Annotated in this window: 12 protein-coding genes and 1 pseudogene; 4 read left to right on the forward strand and 9 right to left on the reverse strand. The window is 73.5% G+C overall.

Going from position 1 to position 15,262, the window contains the following annotated elements; genetic code table 11:
* Positions 1-39: 39 nt before the first annotated feature.
* Positions 40-585, reverse strand: a complete 546-nt coding sequence (locus ACQP1S_RS26990; protein WP_091241479.1) for a TIGR00730 family Rossman fold protein — start codon at positions 583-585, stop codon at positions 40-42.
* Between the two features lie 280 nt (positions 586-865).
* Positions 866-1,687 (reverse strand): annotated as a pseudogene (locus ACQP1S_RS26995) (TIGR00730 family Rossman fold protein); the annotation flags it as partial.
* A 155-nt stretch (positions 1,688-1,842) separates the two neighbouring features.
* Between ACQP1S_RS26995 and ACQP1S_RS27000 the strand changes: the two are divergent.
* Positions 1,843-2,010: a hypothetical protein gene (locus ACQP1S_RS27000; RefSeq protein ID WP_176738871.1), complete on the forward strand. Its 168-nt coding sequence runs from the start codon at positions 1,843-1,845 to the stop codon at positions 2,008-2,010.
* 328 nt (positions 2,011-2,338) lie between these two features.
* On the opposite strand, the gene dapE is transcribed toward ACQP1S_RS27000, so the two are convergent.
* Positions 2,339-3,412 (reverse strand): succinyl-diaminopimelate desuccinylase, encoded by a 1,074-nt coding sequence (gene dapE / locus ACQP1S_RS27005; RefSeq protein WP_363667831.1) that lies wholly within the window; start codon positions 3,410-3,412, stop codon positions 2,339-2,341.
* Positions 3,413-3,493: 81 nt separating this feature from the next.
* On the opposite strand from dapE, the gene dapD reads away from it, so the two are divergent.
* Entirely contained in the window at positions 3,494-4,450 is a 957-nt protein-coding gene (dapD, locus tag ACQP1S_RS27010; RefSeq protein WP_091241486.1) for a 2,3,4,5-tetrahydropyridine-2,6-dicarboxylate N-succinyltransferase, read from the forward strand.
* A 130-nt stretch (positions 4,451-4,580) separates the two neighbouring features.
* On the opposite strand, the gene ACQP1S_RS27015 is transcribed toward dapD, so the two are convergent.
* Positions 4,581-7,943: a S8 family serine peptidase gene (locus ACQP1S_RS27015; RefSeq protein ID WP_432900443.1), complete on the reverse strand. Its 3,363-nt coding sequence runs from the start codon at positions 7,941-7,943 to the stop codon at positions 4,581-4,583.
* Between the two features lie 139 nt (positions 7,944-8,082).
* Between ACQP1S_RS27015 and ACQP1S_RS27020 the strand changes: the two genes are divergently transcribed.
* Both ACQP1S_RS27020 and ACQP1S_RS27025 read left to right on the forward strand, forming a co-directional pair.
* Positions 8,083-8,640, forward strand: a complete 558-nt coding sequence (locus ACQP1S_RS27020) for a sugar O-acetyltransferase (RefSeq protein ID WP_432900445.1) — start codon at positions 8,083-8,085, stop codon at positions 8,638-8,640.
* Between the two features lie 92 nt (positions 8,641-8,732).
* Complete coding sequence (locus ACQP1S_RS27025; RefSeq protein ID WP_432900447.1) at positions 8,733-11,306, forward strand: hypothetical protein; 2,574 nt, start codon at positions 8,733-8,735, stop codon at positions 11,304-11,306.
* On the opposite strand, the gene ACQP1S_RS27030 is transcribed toward ACQP1S_RS27025, so the two are convergent.
* The 5 genes from ACQP1S_RS27030 to fdxA all read right to left on the reverse strand — a co-directional run bounded on the left by ACQP1S_RS27030 (position 11,289) and on the right by fdxA (position 15,200).
* On the reverse strand, positions 11,289-11,930 hold the full coding sequence (locus tag ACQP1S_RS27030) for a nucleoside/nucleotide kinase family protein (protein ID WP_432900448.1): 642 nt from the start codon (positions 11,928-11,930) through the stop codon (positions 11,289-11,291). The two genes, ACQP1S_RS27025 and ACQP1S_RS27030, sit on opposite strands and share 18 nt — an antisense overlap.
* A complete protein-coding gene (locus tag ACQP1S_RS27035; RefSeq protein WP_357891441.1) occupies positions 11,930-12,568 on the reverse strand; it encodes an SIMPL domain-containing protein in 639 nt (212 codons plus the stop codon). The genes ACQP1S_RS27030 and ACQP1S_RS27035 overlap by 1 nt, the downstream gene beginning before the upstream one ends.
* Before the next feature lie 47 nt (positions 12,569-12,615).
* Positions 12,616-13,629: a prephenate dehydrogenase gene (locus tag ACQP1S_RS27040; RefSeq protein ID WP_432900450.1), complete on the reverse strand. Its 1,014-nt coding sequence runs from the start codon at positions 13,627-13,629 to the stop codon at positions 12,616-12,618.
* 12 nt (positions 13,630-13,641) lie between these two features.
* Positions 13,642-14,805: a succinyldiaminopimelate transaminase gene (gene dapC, locus ACQP1S_RS27045; RefSeq protein ID WP_432908364.1), complete on the reverse strand. Its 1,164-nt coding sequence runs from the start codon at positions 14,803-14,805 to the stop codon at positions 13,642-13,644.
* Positions 14,806-14,873: 68 nt separating this feature from the next.
* Complete coding sequence (gene fdxA / locus ACQP1S_RS27050) at positions 14,874-15,200, reverse strand: ferredoxin (protein ID WP_007072862.1); 327 nt, start codon at positions 15,198-15,200, stop codon at positions 14,874-14,876.
* Positions 15,201-15,262 lie beyond the last annotated feature (62 nt).

Genomic DNA, 15,262 nt, shown 5'->3' on the forward strand with positions numbered 1-15,262 from the left:
CCGAAGCCGGGCGTGCCGACCAGAGCCGGGCGTGCGGGATCAGGGCAGCCGAGATTCCAGGGCGTCCAGCGCGGTGGGGACGGTGGGGCTGACCATGAGCAGTTCCAGGCCGGCGGGCCTGAGGAAGGCCTGGTCGGTGATGGCGGCCAGCCAGTCGAGCAGCGGGCGGTAGAAGCCGTCGGTGTCCACCAGCACCATCGGCTTGGTGTGCATGGCCAGGGTGGCGGTGGTCCAGACCTCGAACAACTCGTCCAGCGTGCCCAGGCCCCCGGGCAGGGTCAGGAAGGCGTCCGACTTCTCGATCATGATGGTCTTGCGGCTGGCCATGCTGTCGGTGACGAGCAGCTCGTCCGAGGCCAGGTCGGAGACCTCCAGGTCCATCAACGCCTGCGGGATCACCCCGACGGTGCGTCCGCCGGCCGACCGCGCCCCGTCGGCGAGGGCCCCCATCATGCCGACGCAGCCACCGCCGCTGACCAGCGTGTGCCCGCGCCGGGCCAGCTCCGCCCCGGTCTCGGCCGCCAGATCCAACCAACGCTGGTCGAGGGTACGGGAGGACGCGCAGAAGACACAGATCGCCGCCACCGTCTCAGCCCTCCCCACCGTCGATGACGCCCCGGCCCGCACCGGACCCCGGCTCACCGGACCTGGCCTGACCGGACCTGGTCTCACCGGACCTGGTCTCACCGGACCTGGTCTCACCGGACCTGGTCTCACCGGACCTGGTCTCACCGGACACCGGGCTGCCGGACGCGGAGCTGCCGGACGGCGGGCTGCCGGAATCGGCGCGGCTCGACGCGGGGCTGCCGGACGCAGGGCTGCCGGACTTCGTGTCGGCGGCGTCTGCGACGGCGGCGGCCCGGCGGGCGGCCTGCTGGTCGGCGGCGGTCCGGGCGACCGCCTCCTCGCGTACCGCCTCCTGGTCGGCGGCGAGCGCCGCCTCGGCCTCGACGATGTGCCGCACCGCCGCGTCAACGTCGTCGGTGAGGCAGATCAGCTCCAGGTCCACCGGGCCGATCTTGCCCTCGGCGGCCATGCTGTCCCGCAACCAGTCGAGCAACCCCCGCCAGTACGCGGTGCCCATGAGCACCACCGGGAAGCGGGTCACCTTGCCGGTCTGCACCAGAGTGAGCGCCTCGAACAACTCATCCATGGTGCCGAAGCCGCCCGGCAACACGACGAAGGCCTGGGCGTACTTGACGAACATGGTCTTTCGGGCGAAGAAGTAACGGAAGTCGATGGCCAGGTCGACCCAGTCGTTGAGCCCCTGCTCGAAGGGGAGTTCGATGCCCAGCCCGACGGAGAGACCGCCGGCCTCTCTGGCACCCCGGTTGGCCGCCTCCATCACGCCGGGGCCACCGCCGGTGATCACCGCGTAGCCGGCCCGGGCGAGGCCCGCACCCAACTCCTCGGCCAGCCGGCATTCCGGACTGTCGGGTTTACTACGGGCGGAGCCGAAGACGCTCACCGCGGGCGGCAGGTCGGCCAGCGTGTCGAAGCCCTCGACGAACTCGGAGAGGATCCGCAGCGCGCGCCAGGCGTCCTTGGTCTTCCAGTCGCTGCGCCCCCGGGAATCCAACAACCGCTGGTCAGCGGTGCTGGTGGGGATCGCGCCACGACGCAGTGTGACCGCTCCCCGGTGCCGCTCCGGATCGCGGCCCGGCTGCCGCCCGTTCGTCTGACTCATGACAGCCACCGTAGTGGAGCCGCACGTCAGGGCGGTGCCGGCCGACGGGTCGCAGAAAAAGTTCGCGATCATGGGCAACTAATTCTGTCGCCCGTACGTCTTACTATTCACATACCGGGTATGGCCCGGCGCGCGCCTTCGGGGGAGGAGCAAGCGTGATCAGCAACAACGAGCGGATGCGTATCCGCCGGCAGATGCAGCGACGGATCAACGAGGTGGTGGCCGAGCGCCGCCGCACCCGACAACTGGAGGTGCCGGTGGAGCCCGCCGCCCAGCCCGTCGAGCCCACCGAACCCGACAATCCCCGCCTCACCACCGTCTGACGACCACCCAACGCCCCACCCGAGCCTCACCCACCCAGCCCCACCAAGGCCCCGGCGGTCCCCGATCCCGGGGCCCCACCATGCATCCCCCACCCCTCCCCGCGCCCACACCCCACCCGCACCCCTCCCCCGCATTGGTGATCAAGAGGTTTGCGGCTGGTGATCAAGAGGTTTGCGGGCCGGGAGAGCGCTCCCCGTGACGCAAACCTCTTGATCACCGGGCCGGGCCGGGCCGAGGCGGGGCGGGGCGGGGGGAGGCGGGGTGGGGCGGGGCGGGGGGAGGCGGGGTGGGGGGAGGCGGGGTGGGGGGAGGCGGGGTGGGGGTGGGTTAGGCGGGGGTTAGCCAGCGGTGGAGGGTGGCGGCGCCGTCGCGGATCTTGGTCAGCTCGACGTGCTCGTCCTTGTGGTGGGCCAGGTTGGGGTCACCCGGGCCGAAGTTCAACGCCGGGATGCCCATCGCCGCGAACCGGGCCACGTCCGTCCACCCCAGCTTGCCCCTCGGGGCCGCGCCCACCGCCGCCAGGAACTCCTGGGCCACCGGTGCCTTCAGCCCGGGGAGTGCGCCGGCCGCCGCGTCGGTGACCGTCAACTCGTAGCCGGCGAGCACCTCCCGCAGGTGCGCCTCGGCCGCCGCCGGGTCGCGATCCGGGGCGTACCGGTAGTTGATCTCGATCTCGCAGCGGTCGGGGACGACGTTGCCGGCCACCCCGCCGCTGATCCGTACCGCGTTCAGGCCCTCACGGAAGTCGCAGCCGTCGATGGTGACCCGCCGCGCCTCGTACGTCGAGAGCCGGCGCAGCACCTCCCCCGCACCGTGGATGGCGTTCACCCCGAGCCAGGACCGGGCCGCGTGGGCCCGCTCGCCGGGCAGGGTGACGACCGCCCGCATGGTGCCCTGGCAGCCGACCTCGACGATGCCGTACGTCGGCTCCAGCAGCACCGCGAAGTCGGCCTGGAGCCATTCGGGGTGCGCCTCGGCGACCAGGGTGAGCCCGTTGTACCGCGACTCGATCTCCTCGGCCTCGTAGAAGAAGTACGTCACGTCGTAGCGCGGGTCGGGCAGGGTCACCGCCAGGTGCAGCGCGAAGGCCACCCCGGACTTCATGTCGGAGGTGCCGCAGCCGTACATCAGGTCGCCGCGCATGGTCGACGGGAAGTTGTCGTTGAGCGGCACCGTGTCCAGGTGCCCGGCGAGCACCACCCGGGAGGCCCGGCCGAGGTCGGTCCGCGCCATCACCGTGTTGCCGTGCCGGAAGGTGCTCAGGTGCGGCACCCGGCGCAGCACCTCCTCGACGCAGTCGGCGATCGCCTTCTCGTCGAGGGAGACGGACTCGATGTCGACCAGGGCACGGGTCAGCGCCACCGGATCGGCCAGGACCTCGGGGGTGAGCGGGTTCTCCATGGTTCGCACGGTACCGTCCTGAACGGTGGGCGCGAGGGGTGAGCCCACCGCCCCCGCAGCCGCGAACGAGAGGGTAGAACAGTGACGTCCCAATCCGCCTGGGGTATCGGCCTGGCCACCGTGACCGCTGCCGAGCAGGTGCTCGACACCTGGTACCCGACCGGCAAGCTGGGCCTGGGCGAGCTGCCGCTGGTCCCCGGCGAGGACCAGGCCGACGTGCTCGACCTGCCACCCGGCGCGATCGGCGGGCGGGCCCTGCCCGGCCTGCGTACGGTGCAGGTGGTCACCGTGATCGGCGCGCTGGACGAACCGATCAAGGACGCCGCCGACGCGTACCTGCGGCTGCACCTGCTCTCCCACCGCCTGGTGCGGCCCAACGAGCTGAACCTCGACGGCATCTTCGCCCAACTGGCGAACGTGGCCTGGACGTCGGCCGGGCCGTGCCCGCCGGAGCGGGTCGACGAGCTGCGGGTGATCGAGCGGGCCGCCGGCCGCCACCTGGCCGTGTACGGGGTGGACAAGTTCCCCCGGATGACCGACTACGTGGTGCCGTCGGGAGTGCGGATCGCCGACGCGGACCGGGTCCGGCTCGGCGCGCACCTCGCCACCGGCACCACCGTGATGCACGAGGGCTTCGTCAACTTCAACGCCGGCACGCTGGGCACCTCGATGGTCGAGGGGCGGATCGTGCAGGGTGTGGTGGTCGGCGACGGCTCCGACATCGGCGGCGGCGCGTCGATCATGGGCACCCTCTCCGGTGGCGGCACCGACCGGGTCCGCATCGGTGAGCGGAGCCTGGTCGGCGCGAACGCCGGCGTCGGCATCTCGCTCGGCGACGACTGCGTGGTCGAGGCCGGCTGCTACCTGACCGCCGCCTCCAAGATCACTCTGCCGGACGGCCGGGTGGTCAAGGCCCGTGAGCTGTCCGGTGTCGACGGGCTGCTGTTCTGGCGCAACTCGGTGACCGGAGCGTTGGAGGCGAAGCCGCGCACCGGTCGGGGCATCGTGCTGAACGCCGCCCTGCACGCCAACGACTGAACCGGCCCGCCGCCGGCCCGCCGCAGGGCGACCGGGCCCGCCCACGACCGCCCGGCCCGGCCCGGTCGGTCGATCCCGAACAACACCGGTCCGGGCCCGCGACGTCACCGTCGCGGGCCCGGACGTCGGGTCACTTCAGGCGGTACGCCTGGATGATCCGGGTGCTCGCGGTGTTGCCGTCGGTGTCCCGGGCGGTGGCCCGCAGGGACACGTACCCGGCGCCGGCCGGGTGGTCGACCAGCGCCACCGTGCCCTGGCCCGGCACCTTCACCACGGTCGCCCGCCGCCAGGTCTTCCCGCCGTCGTACGACACGTCGACGCTGAGCTTCGCCAGCTTGGCGGTGCCGGCGCCCACCTGCCGCCGCACCTGCACCGGCACGGCGAAGACCTGCCCGGCCGGCGCGGCGTTGTCGGTGCTCAACCGCGGGGTGAACCGGATCTCCGACAGCGGCAGCTGCTTCGGCGTGTCACCCGCCACGTGCCCCGAGCGGAAGGTCCAGCTCGCCTCCACCTCGGTGCCGAGGTCGGTGAGGTTCCGCTTGGCCCCGACGGTCAGCTGGTAGTCGGCGGCCCCCTTCGGCACGGTGAACTCGCCGTACCCCGGGTTTTCCAGCTCCTCCACCAGCTTGCCGTCGCGCCACAGGGCGGTACGGGCGCTGTCGGTCAACGACCCGCCGGGGTGCCCGGCCGCGTCGCTGTGCAGCGCCACGCTCACCAGGATGGTGTCCCCGAGCCGGGTGACACCGTCCTCCGGCCAGCGCGGAGCGGGCAGGGACGGCCCGAGCGGCGCAGCCCCCCAGGTCTCGGTGACCCGGCGGCCGGCCGGGTAGGCGGTGGGCAGGCTCTGGAGAACCGCCTGCACGTCCAGCCAGCCCTCCGGGTCGGGGACGCCGAGGTCCAGCTCGGACTCCCAGCGCACGCCCCTGGTGCTGTAGTGCTCGACCCGCTGGCCGGGCACATCGGTGCGGAGCCCGGCCGCCCAGCCGCCGAGGTTGTAGCCGTTGTTCGGGAAGACCAGCCGCTCGGCTTCCATCTTCGGGTACGGGTCACGGAACTTGTGCACCACCGTGGCCAGGTCACGCGGGCGGTAGTCGCGGACGAATCCGCCGGGCAGCTTGCCCGGTACGGTCTCGGCCAGCGCGTACAGGTACGGGCTGTACTCGGCTTCGCGGTCGGCCCACTGGCTGTTGACGGTGGCGACGAACTGCTCGTCCGACACCGCCTTGCCCAACTGCCCGGTGGACAGCCCCTCGAAGGCGTCGGAGACGATGCCGAAGCCGAAGCTGCCGCCGTCGGAGGTGAGGAAGTTGGCGGCGACGTCGACCAGGACGACCTTCGCGTCGGCCTGCGGGACGGTCATCCGCACCGGCTTGGCCTTCCGCAGGTCGATGGTGACCGCCGTGTCGCCGTTGACCACCAGCTCCGGCTGGGCGAGCAGGGCCAGCCCGCCCGGCTCCTCGTCCGGACCCGGCTCGAAGAAGACGCTGCTCAGCCCGTACCGGCCCTTGGGGACCCGGACCTCGGCGACGCCGTCGAAGTCGGAGACGTCCACCAGGTCGCCCCCGGTGAGGTTGACCAGGGCGGTCGAGTAGTCGCCGCCGGGCTTGCCGCTGCGGTCGAGGTGGGTGAGCGTGACGGTGTAGCTCTCCACCTCCCGGTGCACCGCCAGCGGGGTGACCGCCACCGTGCTGCCCGAGCGGGCCACCACCCGACCGGTCCAGTAGCCGTCGACGCCGAGCCGGGTGTCGGCGGTGACGGTGGTCTCGGCCCGGCCGCCGGCCGGGACGGTGATCCGGTTGACGCCGAGGGTGAACATGCCGGCCGGCGCGGCCTTCCCGCCCGACCCCTTCACCTCGACGGTCAGGTCGAGGGTGACCGGGGCCGACCCACCGTTGTGCCAGGCGACGGTCCGGGTGATCGGGGCGTCGTCGCCGTGCGGCCAGAGGGCCCGGCCGAACGAGACGCTGACCGGGTCGGTGGTGACCTGCTCGGTGATCGCCCGGGTCAGGTCCACCCGGCCGGCGCCCTGCTCGTACGCGGTCTGCGTGGGGTGCGGCTTGGCCGCGGCCATCAGGGTCGCCTTGAGCTGCCCGGCCTTCCAGTCGGGATGCTGCTGGGCCAGCAACGCCACCGAGCCGGCGACGTGCGGGGTGGCCATCGAGGTGCCGGAGAGCGCGACGTACCGCGTCCCCACCGGGTCGCCGATCTGGCCGTCGACGGAGCGGGCGGCCACGATGTCGACGCCGGGGGCGGTGATGTCGGGCTTGAGCGCGTCGTCACCCACCCGGGGACCCCGGCTGGAGAACTCGGCCAGTTCGTCGTTCCGGTCGACCGCGCCCACGGTGAGCGCGGCGTCGGCGGTGCCCGGTGAGCCGACCGAGCCGTCCCGGCCGTCGTTGCCGGCGGCGATGACGAAGAGGCTGCCGGTCTGGGCGGTCAACGTCTGGACGGCCTCCTCCAGCGGGTCGACCTCCGGGGTGTCCGTGCCGCCGAGGCTCAGGTTGACCACGGCGGCCTTCTTGTCCACCGTGGCCCACTGCATGCCGGCCAGGATCGCCGACTCGGCGCAGCCGGAGTCCTCGCAGACCTTGCCGTCGAGCAGCTTCGCGTCCGGCGCGACACCCCGGTACTTGCCACCGGAGGCGGCACCGCTGCCGGCGACGGTGGACGCGACGTGGGTGCCGTGCCCGACGACGTCCTTCTGGTCCGGCGCGTCGCTGAAGTTACGCGCCTCGGTCACCTTGCCGGCCAGGTCCGGGTGGGTGGCGTCGACGCCGGTGTCCAGCACCGCGACGGTCACCCCCTTACCGGTGTAGCCGGCCGCCCAGGCGGCGGGTGCGCCGATCTGGGGCACGCTGTGGTCGAGGGAGAGTGCGCGCCGACCGTCCAACCAGATCCGCTCGACGCCCCCTGCCGCGTCGAGTCGGGCACTGCCGGCACCGTCGGTGAGCGTCGACCAGACCGCGCCGGTCGAGGACTTGCCGGCGCTCAGGGCCGCACCCTGGATCGCCGGCAGCTCGCGGGTCACCCGGGTGCCGGGCAACGCGACCGCGCCGCGCCGGGCCTGCCCCGAGCGGTACGACACCAGCAGCGGCAGACTGTCGCGGTGGGCGTCGTCATAGCGGGCGGCGATCAGGCCGGTGACGTCGAACAGCCGCCGGTCGACCTGGCCCGAGCGGAGCAGCGGCAGCGCGTCGCGGGGCACCACGGAGAGGTGACCGCGTTCGCGGCGTACCAGGAACTGCTGGTGCTGACGGCCGGCGCCGGGGCGCACGGCGGTGCCACCGGTGCGGGTGACGGTGACCTGGTCCCCGGTGATCAGGGTGACCGTGGTGGCACCCACGGCCGGCACGGCGGGACGGGGCGTGGACTGGGCGGCGGGCGCGGCACCCGCGCTCGTCGCCGGCAGGCCGAGGGCCAGGGCGAGCACCAGCCCACCGGCCGCGGTTCTTCTGCTTCCGTGCAACGGATCCTCCTTCTGGAGCGTCTTCATGACTGGAGTCACATCGACGCCCAGAATTACATACTCGGTATGCAAAGAGAAGGCCGAATAGTGACCGTCCGGACACATTGCTGAGACACGGCCGACCCGGTTCCCGGCGTCGGGACGCCCGATCGGCGACCATCAGCTGGTGACGTCCATGAGGGAACGCATGCTCGCCGGCGAGCCGTACATCGCGAACGATCCCGAGATCAACGCCGACCTGGACCGCGCGGCGCAGCTCACCGAGCGCTTCAACCGCAGCCCCGCCGACGACCCGCAGGGCCGGCTCGCCGCCCTGCGCGACCTGCTCGGCACCGTTGGCGAGGACGCCTGGGTACGCCCACCGCTGCACTGCGACTACGGCTGGCAGACACACCTCGGAGCCCGCAGCTTCGTCAACTTCAACGCGGTCCTGCTCGACGTCGCCAGGATCACCATCGGCACCGACGTCCAGATCGGACCGAACGTGCAACTGCTCACCGCCACCCACCCCGTCGAGGCGGAGCCACGCCGGGCCAAGTGGGAGGCCGCCCAGCCGATCACCATCGGCGACAACGCCTGGCTCGGCGGTGGGGTGATCGTCCTCGCCGGAGTGACCGTCGGGGAGAACACGGTGGTCGGGGCCGGCGCGGTGGTGACCCGCGACCTGCCGCCCAACGTGGTCGCCGTGGGTAACCCCGCACGAGTGATCCGCACCCTGCCATAACAGCTTGAGCTGCGAAAACGTCAGCCAGATCGGTGGGCGAATCACGAAATCCGATGCACTCTGGGTAGTGACGACGTCACCAGGGAGCACCGATGGCCGAGCGGGTACTCGAACTCCGGGTGCACGGCGTGTCCAACACCCCGCCCGACCAGATCCTCGGCCTACCCACCGACCCGACCGGCGGCGGTCCGCCACCCCGGCTCGTCTCCGGCGGCGACGTCACCGGCTTCTACCGCGCCAGCGACTCCGCCGCGGACGACCCCGTCGTCGTCGAGGCGTACAGCTGGGGGCAGTTGACGTCGGGGGCGCGGACCGCGCGCGACGTCGAGCGGTCCCTGTGGACGCTGCTGCTGCCGTTCACCCTCGCCAACGTCGCCCTGTACGCCCGCCCCGGCATCCCGCCCGACCCGGACACCGAACGCTGGGGCAGCCGCTCCGGCATCACCGCCTGGCTGATCCGGCTGTTCTGTCTGAGCCTCACCGGCACCCTGGTGCTCGCCGCCGCCGGCATCGGGGTCGACCTGATCGCCTGGCAGTGCATCGATCAGGAGTGCCTGCGGCAACTGCCCGGCTCGTGGGAGTTCCTCGGCCGGGGCTGGTGGCGTACGGACGCCCACGCGCTCGCCGCCGGCCTGCTGGTGCCGTTGTCCATGCTGCTGGTGCTCGGCGTCGTCGCCTGGCGCACCTACCAGTACGAGGCCGAGATGCCCGCCGACCCCCGCCCCCCGGTGGCGGACGACGGGGGACAACCCGCCGCTGCCGGGCCCGGCCTGGCCAACCCGTTGCAGGACCCCACCTTCTGGAGCGGGGAGGGGCAACTACGCCGCGCCGCCGTCCTGCACCTGTGCGTCGGCGCGGCGCTCGCCGCCGCGGTACCCGTCGGCGCGGTGCTGGTGATGGACCCGGCCCGCGGCGTACGGGCCGTGATCGCCGCCCCGACCGTCACCGCCCTGGTCGTGGTGGTGGCGATCGCGGTGGTGGCGGTGGGCCGGCCCTGGCTGACCCGGCGCAGCGGGTCCACCCCGCTCGGCCGGTGGAGCCTCGCCGTCGGCGTGCTCACCGGCCTGGCCCTGGCCGGCACCTTCACCCTCCTGCTGCTGCCGGACGGCCCCGCCGGCACCCCGCTGGCGCAGTGGCGTCCGCCGGCCGGGTGCGCCCGTGACCCGGGCCTCGCCGGCTGCCTCACCGACCACTCCCTGCCCGGCTACGACGGTCTCGTCGCCTGGCTCGCCACCTACCAGGTGCTGCTGCTGATCGCCATCGGCACGGTCGCCCGGTCGGGACGACGCGCCCTGCTCCTCCCCGGCACGGTCGGCGTGCTGCTGCCCCTCGGGATGGCCTGGCGCGACGGCTGGCTGCCCGGCCTCCCCACCGCCCCCGACGGGCTGCTGATCTGGATGCTCGCCGCACCGGCCATCGCGATCGCCGCCATCGGGTTGCTGCTGCCGCGCACCGGCAGCGACGACGACCAGCAACCGCTCGGCACGTACACCGACGTGGCCTGGGGCGGCCGGGGGGCGGCGGTGATCGCCGGCTTCGGCTGGATGATGGCCATCGCCTACTGCGCCGGCCTGCTCTACTGGATCGCCGACCGGCTCGACGGTCCCGCCTCACCCAGCGGATTCTCCCCGATCGCGCCGCCGTTGCCGGTGATCTGGGCCGGCCTGGCCTTCACCGTCGCCACCGCCGCCCTGCTCGGCACGCTGATCCGCGCCGCAATGATCTTCGGCGGGCTGCGTCGCGCCGAGTACACCCGACTCACCGCCGGCCGGCGGGACCTCTCCGCCCACGACCTGCGCCGCTGCCGGGACGTCAGCACCTTCCGCGCGCTGCACCGCCTGGTCGGCGAACACGCGGTACGGCTGATCGGCTACTACGCCACCGTCGCGGCGGTGCTGGTGGCCTTCTCCTGCGTGGCCGCGCTCACCCGTACCCGCCCCGCACCGGCCGGCGCGTCGGGCTGGGTGGGTCTGGTACGCGCCGCCGCCGACCTCGGCGACACCATGCTGGGCTGGCTCCCCCTGGTGGTCGCCGGCCTGGGCCTGCTCGTCTACCGCAACGACACCGTCCGGCGCAGCGTCGGGGTGCTCTGGGACATCGGCACCTTCTGGCCGCGCGCCGCGCACCCGCTCGCCCCGCCCAGCTATGCGGAACGGGCCGTACCCGAGTTGCAGACCCGGGTCGCCGGAATCCTGGCGCTGAGCGAGCAGGACCCACGCCGGATGGACGGGGTGATCCTCTCCGGGCACAGCCAGGGCACGGTGATCTGCGCGGCGACGCTGCTCCAGCTCCCGGCCCGGTGGCGGCGGCGGATCTGGTTCCTGTCGTACGGCTGCCAGCTCACCCGGCTCTACGGACGGATCTTCCCCGCCTACTTCGGACCGGACCGGCTCCGGGTGCTCGCCGACAACCTGACCTGGCCCTCCGGCCACGTCGCGTGGACCAACTTCTGGCGCGACACCGACCCCCTCGGCTGGCGGGTCAGCGCCGGGGAACGGGACGTGCCGGTGACCGATCCGGAGGCGCTGCACCCCAGCGGGGGTGAGGTCGCCGACCCGCCGATCCGCAACCACAGCGGCTACCCGGACGCGCTGGAGTTCCACCGGGAGCGGGCCGTGGTGGCCCGGCTGCTGCGGCGTGGCGTCCCGTCACCCCGGGTCGGTTGACCGGATCACCAGGTCGGCCCGGTCGGCGGTGCCCGCCACCAGCGCGGCGTTCGCCTCGTCGCTGCCGTACGCCCAGGCCTGCGCCGCCTCCGGCGACCGCCCGTACGCCAGGTGCCGCGCCACCAACCGGCGCAGCCGCAGCCCGGCGTCCAGATCGAGGAACCACGCCTCGTGCAGCAGTTGCCGCACCTCGTCCCAGGGGGGAGCGTCGAGCAGCAGGTAGTTGCCCTCGGTCACCACCAACCGGACCGAGGGCGGCACCTCCACCGCCCCGGCCACCGGCTCCTCCAGATCCCGGCGGAACAGCGGCGCGTAGACGGCGGTCGGCTCCAACCGGCGCAACCGGCGCAGCAACGACACGTACCCGTTGGCGTCGAAGGTGTCGACCGCGCCCTTGCGGTCGGCCCGGCCCAGCCGGACCAGCTCCGCCTGGGCGAGGTGGAATCCGTCCATCGGCACCAGCCGGGCGGTCGGGCCGACCGCCGCGACGATCCGCTCGGCCAGGGTGGACTTGCCCGCACCGGGCGCACCGGCGATGCCCAGCAACTGCCGGGGGCCGGCGTCGGCCAGCGACCGGGCCCGGGCCACCAGGTCGTCGAGGGAGAACGGACGCGCCTCGGGCATCAGGTCAGGACCGGCTCGCTGATGGTGAACCGGGCCCGCACCACCGCGTGCACCGACTGCGGCCGGGGGTCGAGTTCCAGCTCCGGCGAGCCGGCCATTCGGTCCTGGCGGGCGTACATCGCCCCACCCCCGGCGAACCCCTCGTCGGTGTCGGCCAACTCCAGCAGCGCGGTCACCCGGGCACCGAGCGCCTCGGCATACTCCCGGGCCCGGCGCAGCGCGTCGGCGATCGCCTCGTGCCGGGCCTCCCGGTGGGCCGGGCTGTCCGGGCGCAGCGACCACCAGGGGCCGGCCACCTCGACGTGGTCCAGCTCGGCCAGCCGCAGCATCAGCTCGGCGAGGGAGCCGAAGTCGGTGACGGTGACCGTGGTGGAGACGCTGCCCAGGTAGCCGACGACCCGCTCACCGGACCGGTTCGTCTCGGGTCGCACCCGCAGCTCACCGGCCTCCCGGCGGTCCACCGCCGGTTCGTGCTCGTCGAGCAGCACCCGGACGGCGGCGGCCCGCTCGGCGAGCCGGGTCAGGGCGAGCTGACGGTCCCGTTCCCGGGCCGTCGCGGTCACCTCGAACCGGGCCAGCTCGGGTGCCACCTCCCGGTACGCCTCACCGCGTACCGCCACCACCGGTCCGTCCGCCACGCACCCACCCTAACGGCGCAGCCGACCCGCCGCCGGTTTCCGTGCGGTCAGGCCGGGGCGTCGGCGGGCCGCAGCCCGGTGTACGTCACCGTCTCCCCCGTCACCGTGCAGCCGGTGAGGTGCCCACCGGACTCGCCGACCGACCGGACGAACGCCAACTCCTCGGCGGGGTCCCCGACGAGGTCGAACCGCCGACGGACGGGTCGGGTGTGGTCCGACGGCAGCCGTACCGTCCGGGCCCGCTCGTACCGGGCCACCAGCGCGGGCAGGTCGTCGGCGCGGACCGCCTCGGTCAGCCCGTCGAGCGCGGCCCGCACCTCGGCCAGTTGCCGGAGCACCTGCTCCCGGTTGGCCAGCAGCATGTCGGCGGTGCGCCGGGCCGGGGTCGTCGCGACCCGGGTGCCGTCGCGGAAGCTGCCCGCCGCGAGCCTGACCACCGCGTCCCGCACCGCCGAGTCGGCGGCGGCCCCGGCCAGACTGCCGGCCAGCAGATGCGGCACGTGTGAGGAGAGCGCCACCACGGAGTCGTGCACCCCCGGCGACATCGGTACGACGTGTGCGGCGAAGACGTCGACGATCAGCCCGACCAGCGACCGGAACGGCACCAACCCGTCGGCGCTCGGGCAGAGCACCCAGGCCGCGTCGACGAACAGCCCGGCCAGCGCGGCCGTCAACCCGGCCCGTTCGGTACCGGCCATCGGGTGGCCGGGGACGAACCGGCCGGTCAGCCCGTGCGCCCCGGCGAACTCGGCGACGGCCGCCTTGGTGCTGCCCACGTCGGTGACGACACACCGGTCGTCGGTCAGCCCGGCCACGGTGAGCAGGGTCTGCGGCAGGCTCGGCAGCGGGCCACCGAGGAACACCACGTCCCGGCCCTGGACCGCGTCGGCCAACTCGTCGGGAAAGGTGAGGCCCCGGCGACGGCCCTCGGCCCGGGTGCCCGGGTCCGGGTCCCAACCGGCCACCGGCACACCGGCCTCGTGCAGCCGCAGCAGGATCGAACCGCCGATCAGGCCGGTGCCGACCACGGCGACCCGGGGCCGGCCCACCTCGTCACCCACCGCACCCGCCCCCTACGGCTGGGCGAGCCGCTGGGCGACCGCCGCGACGTGCGCGTCCGACCCGGTCAACGCCACCCGGACGTGCCGCTGCCCGACCGGGCCGTAGAAGGCCCCGGCGGCGACCAGGATGCCCCGCCGGGCCAGCCAGTCGACGGTGTCCCAGCAGTCCTCGTCCCGGGTGAGCCAGAGATAGAGGCCCGCCCCGGAGTGGTCCACCCGGAAACCCGCCCCGGTGAACGCGGCGAGCAGCGTCTCCCGCCGGGCCCGGTAGCGTTCCCGCTGCGCGTCGGCGTGCGCCTGGTCACCGAGCGCGGCCACCATCGCGGCCTGCACCGGCGCCGGAACGATCATGCCGGCGTGCTTGCGGATCTTCAGCAACTCGGCGACGAGCGCCGGGTCACCGGCGACGAACCCGGCCCGGTAGCCGGCCAGGTTGGACCGCTTGGACAGCGAGTGCACCGCCAGCACGGAGTCGTACGACCCGCCGCAGACCTCCGGTGCGAGCACCGACACCGGCGCGGCGTCGGCCGTCCAGCCCAGCGGCAGGTAGCACTCGTCGCTGGCCACCACGGCACCGCGCTCCCGGGCCCAGTCGACCACCTTGCGCAGGTGGGCTGCGGGCAGCACCCGACCGGTCGGGTTGCCGGGCGAGTTGACCCAGACCAGGCGTACCCGGGAGGTGGGGCCGACCGCGGTCAGCGAGTCGGCGCGGACGGTGGTGGCACCGGCCAGCCGGGCCCCGTCCTCATATGTCGGATAGGCGACCGAGGGCACCACGACCACGTCGCCGGGGCCGATCCCGAGCAGGGTGGGCAGCCAGGCGACCAGTTCCTTGGAACCGATCGTCGGCAGCACCCCGAGTCCGTCGACACCGGCACCGCAGGCGCGGGCCACCCAGCCGGCGATGGCGTCGCGCAGCGCCGGGGTGCCCGCAGTCAGCGGGTAGCCCGGCGCGTCGGCGGCGTCCGCCAGCGCCTGCCGGATCACCGGGGGCACCGGGTCGACCGGCGTGCCCATGGAGAGGTTGATCAGGCCGTCCGGGTGCGCCGCAGCCAGGGTGGCCGCGGCGTCCAGCGTGTCCCAGGTGAACTCGGGCAACCGGGCCGACACCGGCACCGGCCGGGCCGGCGTCGGTGCGAGCCCGGCCGGCGACCCCGGTGCCGGCCCGGCCGACACGGTCGCCGACCCGGCCGGCACCACGTCCGGCCCGGCCGGCGACCCCGGTGTCACGGCTGCCGGCCGGTTCAGTGGCCCTCGCCGCGCGGCGGCTGGCCGGCGACGAACGTCGCGTCCTTCTCCACCTTGCCGATCTTCGACGCCCCACCCGGCGAGCCCAGATCCTCGAAGAACTCGTAGTTGGCCCCGGTGTAGTCCTTCCACTGCTCCGGGACGTCGTCCTCGTAGAAGATGGCCTCCACCGGGCAGACCGGCTCACAGGCACCACAGTCGACGCACTCGTCGGGGTGGATGTAGAGCATCCGGTTGCCCTCGTAAATGCAGTCGACCGGGCATTCCTCGATGCATGCCTTGTCGAGCACATCCACGCACGGCTCGGCGATGATGTAGGTCACCGGTCTTCTCCTCCGAAAGACTCGTCGCGATCACCCGCGACGCTAAGAGCCTAGTATCTCGC

This window comes from Micromonospora matsumotoense (assembly GCF_050951065.1).
In the GTDB taxonomy this organism is placed as follows: domain Bacteria; phylum Actinomycetota; class Actinomycetes; order Mycobacteriales; family Micromonosporaceae; genus Micromonospora; species Micromonospora matsumotoensis.

Excerpts from the sequence above, each read along its gene's own strand:
- dapE (WP_363667831.1), bottom strand. The coding sequence starts at position 3,412 with ATGGAGAACCCGCTCACCCCCGAGGTCCTGGCCGATCCGGTGGCGCTG.
- ACQP1S_RS27015 (WP_432900443.1), bottom strand. The coding sequence starts at position 7,943 with ATGAAGACGCTCCAGAAGGAGGATCCGTTGCACGGAAGCAGAAGAACC.
- ACQP1S_RS27025 (WP_432900447.1), top strand. The coding sequence starts at position 8,733 with ATGGCCGAGCGGGTACTCGAACTCCGGGTGCACGGCGTGTCCAACACC.
- ACQP1S_RS27030 (WP_432900448.1), bottom strand. The coding sequence starts at position 11,930 with ATGCCCGAGGCGCGTCCGTTCTCCCTCGACGACCTGGTGGCCCGGGCC.